Genomic DNA, 13,884 nt, shown 5'->3' with positions numbered 1-13,884 from the left:
AACCCTGGGCTCCTGCGTTCGCAGGAGCACTGATGGTTCACGCGGGTCCCGACCACGTCCGGGGGACGGTGGTCGGGTGTCCTGTCGCCTTACGCCTCGACCGCCTCGGCCCGCGCGTTGAGCTTGCTCGTCGCCAGTTGCGTGAGCTTCTCGTCGGTCGCCTTTTCCTCGTCGAGCGTCTGCTGGTACAGCGCGGCGCTCTCGGTGCGGCCGAGCTGCTTCGCCCAGGTGACCAGCGTGCCGTAGCGGCTGATCTCATAATGTTCGACCGCCTGCGCCGCGGCGGTCAGCGCGGCGTCGAGCACCGCCTTGTCGCTCACCTCGCCGGCGACCTCATTGGCTTCCTTGATGATGCCGTCGATCGCCGGGCAGGTCGCGCCCTTGGGCTGGCGGCCCTCGATCTCGAAGACGCGGCGCAGGCGCTCGATCTGCCCTTCGGTCTCGCGCAGATGCTGTTCGAAGCCCTGGCGCAATTGCACGTCGGTCGCCTTCTCGATCATCTTGGGCAGCGCCTTGGTGATCTGCTGCTCGGCGTAATAGATGTCCTCGAGCTGGTGGACGTAGAGATCCTCGAAGGTCGCGATGTCCTTGCTGAACAGGCCCATGGTCGTTCTCCGTCATGCTGTGGTGTCGGGGGGTGCAACGAGCCGGACGGCGGCACGGTTGCGTCGGCCGGCACTGATCCGGATCAATCCGCTTGCGGCTGCGATCGCGATTGCCGGCGCTCCTGCGCGGGCCTAGACTTGCGCGGATCGGGTGGGGAGACAATCGGTGACGATACGGCGTTCGGTAACACTGCTGGCGATGACCGCGATGCTGGCCGGCTGCGGCGGCGGCGGCGGGTCGTCCCTGACCGCCGGCAACGGCACTGGCAACACCCCGACGACCGGCACGCCCGCGCCGACGCCCACCCCGACCGCGGTCGCCGGCTGCTCGCTGCGCGACCGGCAGGACTGGGTCGCGGCGCAGATGCGCGAATGGTATCTGTTCTACGACACCTTGCCCGCCAGCCTCGACCCGACGCCTTATGCCAGCGTCGATACCTATCTGGATGCGCTGACCGCGACCGCCCGGGCGCAGAACAAGGACCGCCACTTCACCTATCTCACCTCGATCAAGGAGGAGAATGCATATTATTCCTCCGGATCGACCGCGGGCTTCGGCTGGCGCTTCGGGCTGACCGCCGACGGGCATCTCTACGTCACCGAGGCGTTCGAGGGCGCGCCGGGCCTCGCCGCGAACGTCGATCGCGGTGCCGAGATCCTCGCGATCGGCACCAGCGCGAGCAACCTGCAGACGGTCGCCAGCCTGTTCCAGAGCGACGGCACCGGCGCTGCGCTCAACACCGCGCTCGGCCCCGATACGGCGGGGACGACGCGCTATTTCCAGGTCAAGGACGGCAGCGGCACGCGCACCGTCGCGGTGGCCAAGAGCGACTTCACGCTCGATCCGGTGTCGAGCCGCTATGGCGCGCAGATCATCACCGACGGCGGCCAGCGCTACGGCTATGTCAATCTGCGCACCTTCATCACCACCGCCGATGCCGCGCTGCGCACCGCCTTCGCGCGGTTCAAGAGCGCGGGGGTCACCAACATCATCGTCGATATGCGCTACAATGGCGGCGGGCTGCTCTCGACCGCCGTATTGCTCACCAACCTGCTCGGCGCCAACCGCTCGACCGGCGACGTGATGAGCTATACCAGCTTCCGCCCCGAGAAGGCGTCGAACAACGAGACGACCTATTTCGCGCCGCAGACGGAGTCGGTCGCGGCGACCCGCATCGCGTTCATCGGCACCCGCGGCACCGCCTCGGCGAGCGAATATGTCATCAACGCCTATATCCCGTATCTCCACGCCAATGCCGGGCTGATCGGCACCAACACCTACGGCAAGCCGGTCGGCCAGATCCCGCTCGACAAGGCGGCGTGCGACGACCGGCTGCGCGTGATCGCCTTCGCGTTGCAGAATTCGGCGCGACAGGGCGCCTATTACAACGGCCTCGCCGATACGGTCGAGGCGAGCTGCCGCGCCGCGGACGACATCGCCTATCCGATGGGCGATCCGCGCGAGGCGTCGACGCGCTCCGCGCTCGACTTCCTGCAGGGCAAGAGCTGCACCAGGCTGACTGCGGCGGCGGGGGCGGAGGCGCGGGCGCTGTCGGTGCCGATCGAGCGCGAGGCGCTGATGCCGACCAGCGGGCGCATCTCGACCGCACGGCGCGAGGTGCCGGGGCTGTTCTAACCCGCCCGCCAGGCTGTAAGGGCGTCGGCCTGGACAAGGGGGTTTGCGATGCAGAACGACGACGACAGCTTCGTGTACGAAGAGGCGAGCGGCGAGTGGATCAGCGCGGCGGATGCCGCGGCGGCGGCGGGGGCGCCGGCCGACGGCGCGGTCGAGGTGCGCGATTCGGTGGGCAATCTGCTCGCCGACGGCGATCAGGTGACGCTGATCAAGGACCTCACCGTCAAGGGCGCGGGCCAGACGCTGAAGCGCGGCACGCTGATCAAGAGCATCCGGCTGACCGGCGACGCGCAGGAGATCGACTGCAAGTTCGACGGGATCAAGGGGCTGGTCCTGCGCGCCGAATTCGTCCGCAAACGCTAGGATGACGCCGCGGATCGATCCGAGCTGGGCGGCGCCGCTCGCCGAGGCGCTCGCCTGCCCCAGCCTGGCGGCGCTCGACGCCTTCCTCGCCGCCGAGGCGGCGGCGGGCAAGGCGATCTTCCCGCCGGCGGCGGACCGGTTCCGCGCGCTCGAACTGACGCCGCTCGACCGGGTGCGCGTCGTCATCCTCGGCCAGGATCCGTATCATGGGCCGGGGCAGGCGCATGGGCTGAGCTTCTCGGTACGGCCGGGCGTGCGGCCGCCGCCGAGCCTCGTCAACATCTACAAGGAATTGCACGCCGACCTCGGCATCGCACCGGCACGCCACGGCTTTCTCGAGGCGTGGGCGCGGCAGGGCGTGCTGCTGCTCAACACGGTGATGAGCGTCGAGAGCGGCCGCGCCGGATCGCACCGCAACCGCGGCTGGGAGCGATTTACCGATGCGGTGATCCGCGCGGTCGCCGGCAAACCCGATCCGGTCGTCTTCCTGCTATGGGGCGCGCATGCCCAGCAGAAGGCCGGCTTCGTGACCCGACCCGACCATCTCGTGCTGGCGGCGCCGCACCCTTCGCCCTTGTCGGCGTACAAGGGCTGGTTCGGCAGCCGCCCGTTCAGCCAGGCCAATGCGTTTCTGGTCGCGCATGGCGCAGCGCCGATCGACTGGGCGCTGCCGGACGCCTGACCGGTAGCTCGACGTTGCCGGCGTTGACATTGGACAGATCGTTGTCCATCTTTGGGCCATGCAGGCCGTCAGCTATTCCGAAGCGCGTGAGAATCTGAAGTCGATGATCGACAAGGTCGTCGCCGATCGCGCGCCGCTCGCCATCACGCGCCAGCGCGGCGAGGGCGCGGTGCTGGTTTCGGCGAGCGAATGGGCGTCGATCGAGGAAACCCTCTACCTGCTGCGCTCGCCGAAGAATGCGGAGCGGTTGCTCGAAGCGGTCCGCGGCTTCGAGGCGGGCGGCGAAGGCGTGCCGCTGCCGTGATCGTGGCGTTCTGGCCGACGGCGTGGGACGATTACCTTCATTGGCAGGCGCACGACGCCAAGCTCTTCGACAAGATCAACGCGCTGATCGAGGAATGCCGGCGCCATCCGTTCAAGGGGACGGGCAAGCCCGAGCCGCTCGGGGGCAATCTGTCGGGCTGGTGGTCGCGGCGGATCAGCCATGAACATCGGCTGGTGTATCGCGTCGCCGGCAGCGGGGCGGAGCAGACGGTGCAGGTGGCGCAATGCCGCTATCATTATTGAGCCAGCCCCATGCAGCGCGCGCATCACCGGCCGATGCCGGCCGCATCCTTTCCCCCGCCGGTCGGTTGGTCCGGCAAGGAGACACGGCATGGCGGAAGCATATTGGAACGGCGTACGGATCGCGGCGAGCGACGACATCGTCACGGTCGAGGGCAATGCCTATTTCCCGCGCGCGGCGGTCGATCCGGCGGTGCTGGTCGATAGCGCGACGACGAGCGTGTGTCCGTGGAAAGGCACCGCACATTACCATACGCTGCGCGTCGACGGGGCCGAGAACCGCGATGCCGCCTGGTATTATCCCCAGCCCAAGGATGCCGCCAAGGAGATCACCGACCGGATCGCCTTCTGGAAGGGCGTCGAGGTGCGCTGACGCCTACCATACCGGGATCGTCACGCGGTCGATGCCCGGATGGATGCTATAGGTGATGCTGGTCGGGACGATGCTGTCGCCGCGATAGGCGGGGTGGACGGTCATCGTCCGCCGTGTGTCGCCTTGCTGGGCGAGCAGCCGGAAGATCAGCGCCTCGATGCGGCGTGCGGCATCGGGCGGAACGAACAGCTCGTTGGCGCGATCGGGTGGGCCGCCGAAATCGCGCGGGAAGAGCCAGGTCTGCACGAGCTTGCCGCGCATCGCGAGCACGCGCGCTTTGGCGCGCGAGGTGACCGCGGCAAGGTCGATAGCGTCATTCGCAGCCTGCGTGAGGACGATCGGTACAATCATCTGGAGCCCCCCGGTCGCCAAGGGTAGGCGGTCGGCGGCGGCAGGCAAGGCGCGACGGCCAAGTCGTTGACGAGCGGCCCGGTTTCCGTCAGCGACTCAGCGCCAAGATTACTCCGCCGCCGGCAGGTACACCTCCCCGCCCTTCTCGCGGAACCGCTCGCTCATGTCGGCCATGCCCGCCTCGGCCTCTTCGGCGGCGACGAAAGTGGCGACCGGCGCATTCTGCTTGGCGGCGAATTCCCTAACCTCCTGCGTGATCTTCATCGAGCAGAATTTCGGGCCGCACATCGAACAGAAATGCGCGGTCTTGGCACCCTCGGCCGGCAAGGTCTGGTCGTGGAACGACTCGGCGGTATCGGGGTCGAGCGACAGGTTGAACTGGTCGCGCCAGCGGAAATCGAAGCGGGCGCGGCTCAGCGCGTCGTCGCGCAGCTTCGCGGCGGGGTGGCCCTTGGCGAGATCGGCGGCGTGCGCGGCGAGCTTGTAGGTGACGACGCCGACCTTGACGTCGTCGCGGTCGGGCAGGCCGAGATGCTCCTTGGGGGTGACGTAGCAGAGCATCGCGCAGCCGAACCAGCCGATCATCGCCGCGCCGATACCGCTGGTGATATGGTCGTAGCCCGGCGCGATATCCGTGGTGAGCGGCCCGAGCGTATAGAAAGGCGCCTCGCCGCAGACCTGGAGCTGCTTGGTCATATTCTCCTGGATCTTGTGCATCGGGACATGGCCCGGGCCTTCGATCATCACCTGCACGTCCTGCGCCCAGGCGCGGTGGGTCAGCTCGCCGAGCGTGTAGAGCTCGCTGAACTGCGCCTCGTCATTGGCGTCGGCGATCGAGCCGGGGCGCAGGCCGTCGCCCAGCGAATAGGCGATGTCATAGGCCTTCATGATCTCGGTGATCTCGTCGAACCGTTCGTAGAGGAACGATTCCTTGTGATGCGCGAGGCACCATTTCGCCATGATGCTGCCGCCGCGGCTGACGATGCCGGTGACGCGCTTCGCCGTCATCGGGATGTAGGGCAGGCGGACGCCGGCGTGGATGGTGAAATAGTCGACGCCCTGTTCGGCCTGTTCGATCAGCGTGTCGCGGAAGATCTCCCAGGTCAGCTCCTCGGCGATGCCGCCGACCTTTTCCAGCGCCTGATAGATCGGCACGGTGCCGATCGGCACGGGGCTGTTGCGCAGGATCCATTCGCGGGTGTCGTGGATGTTGCGGCCGGTCGACAGGTCCATCACCGTGTCGGCACCCCAGCGGATCGACCAGACGAGCTTGTCGACCTCCGCCGCGACGTTGCTGGCGACGGCGGAGTTGCCGATATTGGCGTTGATCTTGACCAGGAAGTTGCGGCCGATCGCCATCGGCTCGGATTCGGGATGGTTGATGTTCGACGGGATGATCGCGCGGCCGCGCGCGACCTCGTCACGGACGAATTCGGGGGTAACGTAATCGGGGATCGACGCGCCGAAGCTCTCGCCGTCGCGGACATGGTCGCGCAGCATCGCACGACCGAGATTTTCGCGCGTCGCGACATATTCCATCTCGGGCGTGACGATGCCGCGGCGGGCATAATGCATCTGGCTGACGTTGGCGCCGGCGCGCGCGCGCAACGGGCGACGGACGGCGTTGGGGAATTGCGGGACGCCGCCGGAGCGGTCGGGGCCGAGCTGGCCATTGTCTTCGGGACGCAGTTCGCGGCCATCGTAGCTTTCGACGTCGCCGCGGTTCTCGATCCACGCACGACGCAGCTGCGGCAGGCCGGCCATGATATCGATGCGCGCGGCCGGATCGGTATAGGGGCCGGAGGTGTCGTAGACGCGCAGCGGCGGCTCGCCCGAGGAGGGATCGAGATGGATCTCGCGCATCGCGACGCCCAGCGGGCCGACATGGATCTTCTTCGAGCCGCGGATCGGGCCGGTGGTGACGCCAATCTCGGTACGTGCGGGAATGTCGGCCATGAGTCTCTCTCCATGAACGGAGAGCGGACGCGGATTTTCGGATGAAACCGCTCCCTCCCTCCGCCGGTATCAACCGGATCAGGTTCAGCGGGTCGAAGGCTGCGGCCTTCCTCTCAAGCGCTGCATCAGCGCTCCCCCGGGGATAATGACGATGGTGTACGCGGTTCGGCGGCAGGCGCCAAGGCAAATCCTCCCGCCGCGAGAGGGGGCCATGTCATATGAAGGGTCGAGTGGGTCCATCGCTTTCCAAGCGCACCTCCGTCACCCCGGACTGGTTCCGGGGTCCACTCCGCGGCGAGGAGAACGGCTTAAGCAGGCACGATTCTCCTGCGGACCGGTGGACCCCGGAACGAGTCCGGGGTGACATAGAGATTGTGGACGCGGCTCGAACCTCGTTCCCACAGCCATAGGCGATAGCCCTCCCGCCAAAGGGGAGGGAGGGCGTCGGAGCGTCAGCTGGCGGCGGAGGTGCGGATGTTGCCGTTGATGCCGTTGGGGAAGAAGCCGCCCGAGCCGACCGCGGTCTTGTTGAGATAGACGATGTTGAGCACCTGGCCGGTCGAGCGGCTGTAGGCGACGCCGTTGGTGTCGGTCGGCACGACGTTGGCGGTGGTGGTGTCGCCGATGCCCTGGTCGATGTCGCTGCTGCCGTCGAGGCTGTCGCGCGCGTCGGAGATCAGCCGCGCGTTGGTGAGGATCGACGAGGCGCCGGCGAGCGTCTCGGCGGGATCGACGCCCTTGCGATAGAGCACCGAGCGGATCAGCCCGGCGTGATAGCCTTCGGTGGCGAGGATGCCGGCGGCAGCCTCAATGAACACCTTGTTGACGATCAGCGGCGAGGCGCCCTTGTAAGCCGAGACGCCGACGTCCTCGAACAGATAGGCGCCGAGCAGGAAGTTGATGTCGCTGGCATAGGGATTGAAGACATCGCTCGCGCCGACCACGCCGGCGGCGCGCGCCGCGGCGGTGAAGGCGCCGGTGGCGTCGCCGCCGATGTTGATCGCCGGCATCGCCACCGCGAAGCTGCCGAGGATCGTGCGCAGGAAGGTGACGTGGGCGATCTCGTCATTGGCGATCTCGCGCGCATATTGCGCGACGATCGGGTCCTGGAAGTTCACCTGGGCGCCGCCGGTGACGGTGCCGAGCGTGCCGACGCCGCTCATGATGCCGGTCGACAGGCCCTGGCCGAAGGCCGCCCAGCTGTAGAAGCTCGCCTCGAGATATTCGAGGTTGAGCGCGAAGTTGAGCACGTCGGCATCGGTGCCGACGGTCGGCGTCGTCGCGGTCGGCGTCGGGCTGGGGCTGCTGCTGCTGTCGCCGTCGCCACCGCAGGCGGCGAGCAGCGACAGGGCCCCCGCCGAGGCGGCGGCACCACCGGCGTAGCGCAGGAAGTTGCGGCGTTCGGCGCGGCGGTCGGCGATCGCGTCGAGGATCGTGTCGGTCGGAAGGTCGGTCATCGGGTCTATCCCCTGAAAGCTTTGAAAACGGACGGCGGGATCAGGAGGCGGTCGCCGCCTTGATGGTGCCGTTGAGGCCGGCGGGGAAGAAGCCGCCCGCGCTCGCCGCCGCGGCGTTGAGATAGACGATGTTGAGCACCTGATTGGGGGTGCGGCTGTAGACGATGCTGTTGGCGTCGGCCGGCACGATGTTGGACACCGGGAAGGTCGGCACCGGGGTGGGCGTCGCGGTCGGGGTCGGCGTGGGGGTCGGCGTCGGCGTCGCGGTGGCGGTCGCGGTGGGCGTCGGCGTCGGCACGGTCTGGCCCGGCGCGGCGGTGAGACCCGGCGTGATGCCCTGGTCGATGTCGGTGCCGCCGTCGAGGCTGTCGCGCGCGTCGGAGATCGCGCTGGCGCTGGTGATCAGCGCCGAGCCGGCGACCGAGCCGCGACGGAACAGCTCGCCGCGGATCGTCGCGGCATGATAGGCCTCGACCGCGAGGATACCGGCGGCGGCCTCGATATAGGTCTTGGTGAGCAGCGGCGCGGCGCCCTTGTAGGCGGTGACGCCGACGTCCTCGAACAGATAGGCGCCGAGCAGGAAATTCTCCTCGCTGCCATATTGGTTGAAGGTCTGGCCCGCGGCGATCAGCTTGGCGGCGACCGCGGCGGCGGAGAAGGCGCTGTTCGGGCCGACCGACAGGTCGAGCGCCGGCTGCGCGATCGCGCTGCTGCCCAGCGCGGTGCGCAGATAGGTGACGTGCGCGACCTCGTCGGCGGCGATCTCGCGCGCATAGCGGGCGAGGACCGGGTCGCTGAAGGTCACCGCGGCGCCGCCGCTGACGTTCGCCGCGCCCTGCGTGCCGGTGCCGGTGAGCAGATTGGCGGCGAGGCCGGCGCCACCGGTGGCGAAGGCGTAGAATTGCGCCTCGAGATATTCGAGGTTGAGCGCGAAATTGAGGATGTCCTGATCGGAATAGGTCGTCGTCTGCGCCTCGGCGGCGCCGGCGAGGCCCAGCGCCGACGCGCCCGCGGCGGTGACCGCCATCGCGCCCATCGCGGTGCGGAAGAAGTCGCGGCGTTCGGTGCGGCGCTGGACGCGGGCGTCGAGCGCCGCTGCGAGGGCGCTGTCGGTATCGGTTCGGGCGGTCATTACTCGGGTTCTCCCCACGCGCGGGCGGTCTTGCGGCGGCCCAGGATGGCCTTGCCGTTCCGCATCCGGCGGGAGGCGTCAAGCCCGGACGCGGCGGAAATCGGCGGCAGCGCGACGGAAGGGCGTGACCGCGCATAAAAAATCCTCCCCCGACGCGAAATCGAGGGAGGACCCTGTGCCGGCCGGCGTGGAAGGGAACGCCGGCCAACTCCTTGGAACGTCGGGCTCAGCCAAGGCCGACGGTGAAGGCCGGATTGGGATTGTTGGTGCCCGCCGGGAAGAAGCCGCCGCGGGTGCGGTTGGCGCCGGTCGCGTTGAGATAGGCGATGTTGTGCACCTGCTGGACGCTGCGGCTGTAGGCGATGCCGTTGCTGTCGGTCGGCACGATGTTCGACACGGCATTGGCCGCGCCGATGTTGGTGCCGGCGATGCCCTGGTCGTCGTCGCCGTTGGTGCCGCCGGTGGTGCCGTCGAGCAGATCGCGCGCGTCCGAGATCTTGGTGGTCGCGGTGATCAGATCGGCGTTGGTGACGCCGCGGGTGTAGAGGATCGTGCGGACGAGGCCGGCATGATAGGCCTCCGCCGCGAGGATGCCCGCCGCCGCTTCGAGATACATCGACGAGATGACCGGCGAGGCGCCCTTATAGGCGGTGACGCCGATATCCTCGAAGATATAGGCGCCGAGCAGGAAGTTGGTCGGGCTGGCATAGGGATCGAACAGGCCGTTCGAGGCGACGACGCCGGCGGCACGCGCCGCCGCGGTGAACGCACCGGTCGCGGTCCCCGAGATGTCGATCGCCGGCTGGGCGACCGCGGCACTGCCGAGCGCGGCGCGCAGGAAGGTGACGTGGGCGATCTCATCCTGCGCGATCTCGCGCGCATATTGGCCGATCAGCGGGTCGGAGGTGAAATTGACCGCGCGCGGGAAGCCGTCGCCCGAGCCGGTGATGACCGACCCCTGCGTGCCCGTACCGGTGAGCAGCGACGCCGACAGGCCGGTGCCGAACGCGGCATAACTGTAGAATTGCGCCTCGAGATATTCGAGGTTGAGCGCGAAGTTGAGCACCGCGACGTCGGTGCTGACCGAGGTCGCAGTCGGCGTCGGCGTCGGAAACGGTACCGACATATTGTCGTCGTCGTCACCGCAGGCGGCGAGCAGCGACAGGCCGCCGACCGCGGCGACGCCGGTCGCGGCGGTCTTCATGAACGCGCGGCGGGCCTTGCGGCGTGCGGCGGTTGCCTCGACGATGGCGAGGACGGAGAGTTCCTTGGTCATATATCCACCCCTGCTCAGTTCGCGGCGCTGCTGCGCAGCCCGCTGTTCCCGTTGTTGATGCCGTTCGGGAAGAACCCGCCCGCGGTCACCGATCGGGGATTGAGATAGACGATGTTGAGCACCTGCGCCGGCGTCCGGCTGAACGCGAGGCCGTTGGAATCGAGCGGCACGATGTTCGAGGTCGTGCCCGCATTGGTCGTCGTCGCGGCGATGCCCTGGTCGAGATCGGTGCCGCCGTCGACCGAATCGCGCAGGTTGGAGATCGCCGTGGTCGCGGCGACGTTGTTCTGCGCGGTGGTGATCGTCGGGGTCGCAACGCCGCGCGCATAGAGCGCGGTGCGCACGATCGCGGCATGATAGGCCTCGACCGCGAGGATGCCGGCGGCCGCCTCGAGATAGGTCTTGTTGTTGAACAGCGCGCCCGCCGCGCCCTTGTAGGCGGTGACGCCGACGTCCTCGAAGATGAAGGCCGCCTGCAGGAAGCTGTCGTCGTTCGCATAGGGGTCGAAGCCGGTCAGCGCCGGGCTGGTGCTGGCGGCGGCGGCGGCGAAGGCACCGCCGGCGGCACCCGAGATGTCGATCTGCGGCTGGGCGGCGATCAGCGCGTCGCTGGTGCCGGTGCCGCGGATCGCGGCGCGCAGGAAGGTGACATGCGCCACTTCGTCCGCGGCGATCTCGCGCGCATAAGCGGCGATGCCGCGGTCGCTGAACTGCACCTGGCGGGCCGAGCCGGTGCCGGTGCCGGTCACCACCGTGCCCTGCGTGCCGACGCCGCCGGTCAGCAGGTTGGCGGGCAAGCCGGTGCCGAAGGCGGCATAGCTGTAGAATTGCGCTTCGAGATATTCGAGGTTGAGCGCGAAGTTGAGCACGTCGACCTCGGTCACCGCGGTCTGCGCCGCCGCCTCGCCGGCGATCGACATCGCCGCCGCGCCGGCTGCGGTCACCGCCGCCATGCCCATCGCGTTCTTGAAGAATCCGCGCCGTTCCTCGCGTCGCCGCGCCCGGGCGTCGAACGCCTCGATGATCTGGTCCGTCTGGGTCATCGTCAGCAACCTCCCTCACCTTCATGCGGTCCTCCGTCATCGCCGCATGCTATCGACGGGCGACCGGTAGACCTGTGGCGAGCTACGTTGCCGGGTCGTGGAAAGATGCGCGGCGGCCGAAACAAAATGTCGGTTTTGCAAAATGATCCGACATGGTCGGAATGTTGGCCGCAGGATATTGCCGGGAGGCTTGCGTACGGTTAGCCCTTGGCCGTGCCTCCCGCCGCCCCCTCCAGCCCCCAGGCGGCCCGTACGATCCTGGTCGAGGCGCTGATCCGTACCGGCGAGGAGGACCGCGACGCCTTCCGCACCGTCTACCGTCTGACCTCGGCGAAGCTTTTCGGCATATGCCTGCGTATCTGCGAAGACAGGCAAGGCGCCGAGGACGTGCTGCACGACGTATATCTCACCATCTGGCACCGCGCGGGGGCCTATCAGCCGGGACGGGCGAGCCCGATCTCGTGGCTGGCGACGATCGCGCGCAACCGGGCGATCGACTGGCGCCGGCGCCACGGCCGGGCGCGCACCGCGCCGGTCGAGGCGGCCGACGCGATGCCCGATCCGGCGGCGGCGCAGGACGAGGCGCTGATCGCCGACGAGCAGCGCGCGCGATTGCACGACTGCCTGGAGACGATCGAGGCGCGCCAGCGCGGCGCGATCCGCAGCGCCTTCTTCGGCGGGCTGACCTATGCCGAGCTGGCGGCGGCGCAGGCGGTGCCGCTCGGCACGATGAAGAGCTGGGTACGGCGCGGGCTGCTCGCCCTGCGGGGGTGCCTCGATGGCGAGTGACGACCTCCCCGACATGACCGCCGCCGAACTGGCGCTGGGGCTGCTCGACGGCAGCGAGCGCGCCTCGGCGTTGCGCCGGCTGGCGAGCGAGCCGGGCTTCGCCGCCGAGGTGGAGCGCTGGCGCGACTGGCTGGGCGCGCTGTTCGCCGATTGGCCGGCGGTGGCCGCGCCCGACGCGGTGGCGGCGCGGGTCGAGGCGTCGCTCGATGCGCCGCGCGGCGTGCCGGCGGCGAACGACAATGCGGGGGGTGTCGCGCGCTGGCGTGGGCTGGCGATGGCGGCGAGCATCGCCGCCTGCCTGTTGCTGGCGGTGACGACGCTGCTGATGCTGCGGCCCGCCCCGGCGCCGATCCGCATCCCGGTGCGCGTGCCGGTGACCGCGCCGGCGCCCTTGCTCGCCGCGATCGTGCCGACCGGCAAGGGCGCGCCGATCGCCGCCGCCTACGATCCGGCGAGCGCGACGGTACGGATCGCCGGCGGTGTCGACGTACCGGCGGGGCATTCGGCGCAATTGTGGGCGATCCACGGCGCCGATGCGCCGCGTTCTTTGGGCGTGATCCCGGCGGGGCCGGCGCGGGTGGTCGTGCCGGCGGCGGTGCGGCCGGCGCTCGCGGCGGAGACGGTGCTGGCGATCTCGATCGAGCCGGCGGGCGGCTCGCCGACCGGGCTGCCGACCGGACCGGTGGTCGCGACGGGCAAGCTCAGCGGGTAAGTCGTCCTCCATCCGTCATGCCGGCACGACGGATGGAGGCATTCCGGCTCAGAACGTATAGGCGAGCCCGACTGCGCCCAGCCACTGGTTGCGCGAGCCGGCAATGCGGACCAGCGGGCTGTCGGCGAAGCCGTTGAGCATCCGGACGTAGGTGCCGCCGGCGACGATCTTGAAGCCCTTGAGCAGATTGCCGGTCAGCGAATAGGTGTAGAGACCGCCGAGCGAATAATTCTTCCAGCCGGCGCGCGCATTGTAGGTCGGCAGGCCGCTCGCCAGCGTTTGCGTCGGGGAGACCGAGAAATAGGTCGTCGCATAACCGCGGCCGGCACGCTCGGCCGAGGCGAAGATCGCCACCGCCATCTTCTCGCTCAGCGGAGTGATGTAATTGACGCTCGGCTGCCAGATGCCGCTGTCATGGGCATTGGCGACGTCGTGGCGATAGCTGACCGTCGCCGACAATTGGTCGTACGGGCTGGTGATCACCCCGGTCTTGCCGATGCCGACATAGCCGCCGAGCTCGATCGCGGTATCGACCTTGCCGAGCGCGCGGACGCGCGGATCGTCGATGCTCTTGAGGCTGCTGCGGTTGAAATTGACGACGCCGATCGGACCGGCCTGCAGGTCCCAGACGGGGCCGGGCTTGTCGCGGATCAGATCGACGCTGATCCGGTTGCCGGCGAGGACGAAGCCATAGCCCTTGATCGAGCCGACCGCGCCCGGTGCGGCGGTGAAGCGATAGTCGTTCGAGCCTTCGTAATCGCTGAGGTAGACGCCGGCGGCGCCGACGGTGATCGTATCGCGATTGAAGTCGAATTCGGTGGGCTGCACGGGCGCCGACGCCTCCTGCGCGGCGGCCGGGGTGACGAACACGGCAGCGGCGGCGAGCGCGAGCGGCATCAAGATCTTGGCGGACAAAGCTACGGCTCCAAACCTGTTACGACGCCG

Annotated in this window: 16 protein-coding genes and 1 riboswitch; of the genes, 8 read left to right on the top strand and 8 right to left on the bottom strand. The window is 68.6% G+C overall.

All coding sequences use genetic code 11. From position 1 onward, the window contains the following. Positions 1-89 precede the first annotated feature (89 nt). Entirely contained in the window at positions 90-605 is a 516-nt protein-coding gene (locus tag MC45_RS14865) for a YciE/YciF ferroxidase family protein (RefSeq protein WP_038664778.1), read from the bottom strand. Positions 606-804: 199 nt separating this feature from the next. Here MC45_RS14865 and MC45_RS14860 point away from each other — a divergent pair, with 199 nt between their 5' ends. From MC45_RS14860 to MC45_RS14835, 6 genes are all read left to right on the top strand, one after another. Then, complete coding sequence (locus tag MC45_RS14860; RefSeq protein ID WP_081974466.1) at positions 805-2,241, top strand: S41 family peptidase; 1,437 nt, start codon at positions 805-807, stop codon at positions 2,239-2,241. Between the two features lie 48 nt (positions 2,242-2,289). Next, positions 2,290-2,604, top strand: coding sequence for an alkylphosphonate utilization protein (locus MC45_RS14855; protein WP_038664775.1), 315 nt, complete (start codon positions 2,290-2,292; stop codon positions 2,602-2,604). Between the two features lies 1 nt (position 2,605). After that, positions 2,606-3,286, top strand: a complete 681-nt coding sequence (gene ung / locus MC45_RS14850; RefSeq protein ID WP_038664772.1) for a uracil-DNA glycosylase — start codon at positions 2,606-2,608, stop codon at positions 3,284-3,286. 58 nt (positions 3,287-3,344) lie between these two features. Then, positions 3,345-3,590, top strand: a complete 246-nt coding sequence (locus tag MC45_RS14845) for a type II toxin-antitoxin system Phd/YefM family antitoxin (RefSeq protein ID WP_038664768.1) — start codon at positions 3,345-3,347, stop codon at positions 3,588-3,590. Next, a complete protein-coding gene (locus MC45_RS14840; RefSeq protein ID WP_038664765.1) occupies positions 3,587-3,853 on the top strand; it encodes a Txe/YoeB family addiction module toxin in 267 nt (88 codons plus the stop codon). Before MC45_RS14845 ends, MC45_RS14840 begins: the two co-directional genes overlap by 4 nt. Positions 3,854-3,941: 88 nt before the next feature. After that, positions 3,942-4,223 carry a DUF427 domain-containing protein gene (locus MC45_RS14835; protein WP_038664762.1) on the top strand — a complete coding sequence of 94 codons (282 nt, stop codon included), beginning with the start codon at positions 3,942-3,944 and terminating at the stop codon, positions 4,221-4,223. A gap of 3 nt (positions 4,224-4,226) precedes the next feature. Here MC45_RS14835 and MC45_RS14830 read toward each other — a convergent pair whose 3' ends face one another. The 6 genes from MC45_RS14830 to MC45_RS14805 form a co-directional block, all read right to left on the bottom strand. Next, positions 4,227-4,574, bottom strand: coding sequence for a hypothetical protein (locus tag MC45_RS14830; protein ID WP_052075695.1), 348 nt, complete (start codon positions 4,572-4,574; stop codon positions 4,227-4,229). A gap of 108 nt (positions 4,575-4,682) precedes the next feature. Then, the gene (thiC, locus tag MC45_RS14825) at positions 4,683-6,530 is read right to left on the bottom strand and encodes a phosphomethylpyrimidine synthase ThiC (protein ID WP_038664759.1); all 1,848 of its coding nucleotides are present in this window, start codon (positions 6,528-6,530) and stop codon (positions 4,683-4,685) included. Positions 6,531-6,568: 38 nt separating this feature from the next. Next, positions 6,569-6,678, bottom strand: a riboswitch (TPP riboswitch). Positions 6,679-6,982: 304 nt separating this feature from the next. After that, positions 6,983-7,987 (bottom strand): ferritin-like domain-containing protein, encoded by a 1,005-nt coding sequence (locus MC45_RS14820; RefSeq protein WP_038664756.1) that lies wholly within the window; start codon positions 7,985-7,987, stop codon positions 6,983-6,985. A 40-nt stretch (positions 7,988-8,027) separates the two neighbouring features. Further along, positions 8,028-9,119 carry a ferritin-like domain-containing protein gene (locus MC45_RS14815; RefSeq protein ID WP_038664753.1) on the bottom strand — a complete coding sequence of 364 codons (1,092 nt, stop codon included), beginning with the start codon at positions 9,117-9,119 and terminating at the stop codon, positions 8,028-8,030. Positions 9,120-9,345: 226 nt separating this feature from the next. Continuing rightward, entirely contained in the window at positions 9,346-10,395 is a 1,050-nt protein-coding gene (locus MC45_RS14810) for a ferritin-like domain-containing protein (protein ID WP_038664750.1), read from the bottom strand. A 14-nt stretch (positions 10,396-10,409) separates the two neighbouring features. Further along, positions 10,410-11,438, bottom strand: coding sequence for a ferritin-like domain-containing protein (locus MC45_RS14805; RefSeq protein ID WP_038667548.1), 1,029 nt, complete (start codon positions 11,436-11,438; stop codon positions 10,410-10,412). 213 nt (positions 11,439-11,651) lie between these two features. Between MC45_RS14805 and MC45_RS14800 the strand changes: the two genes are divergently transcribed. Together MC45_RS14800 and MC45_RS14795 are read left to right on the top strand one after the other, a co-directional pair. Then, positions 11,652-12,227, top strand: coding sequence for a sigma-70 family RNA polymerase sigma factor (locus tag MC45_RS14800; protein WP_038667545.1), 576 nt, complete (start codon positions 11,652-11,654; stop codon positions 12,225-12,227). Beyond that, positions 12,217-12,939, top strand: coding sequence for an anti-sigma factor (locus MC45_RS14795; RefSeq protein ID WP_038664749.1), 723 nt, complete (start codon positions 12,217-12,219; stop codon positions 12,937-12,939). Before MC45_RS14800 ends, MC45_RS14795 begins: the two co-directional genes overlap by 11 nt. Before the next feature lie 48 nt (positions 12,940-12,987). Here MC45_RS14795 and MC45_RS14790 read toward each other — a convergent pair whose 3' ends face one another. After that, positions 12,988-13,836, bottom strand: a complete 849-nt coding sequence (locus MC45_RS14790; RefSeq protein ID WP_137898222.1) for a MipA/OmpV family protein — start codon at positions 13,834-13,836, stop codon at positions 12,988-12,990. Positions 13,837-13,884 lie beyond the last annotated feature (48 nt).

Origin of the sequence: Sphingomonas taxi (genome assembly GCF_000764535.1) — a bacterium.
Lineage (GTDB): Bacteria > Pseudomonadota > Alphaproteobacteria > Sphingomonadales > Sphingomonadaceae > Sphingomonas > Sphingomonas taxi.
The sequence above is the reverse complement of the archived record's forward strand: the minus strand, read 5'-3'. Positions and strand labels throughout refer to the sequence as shown.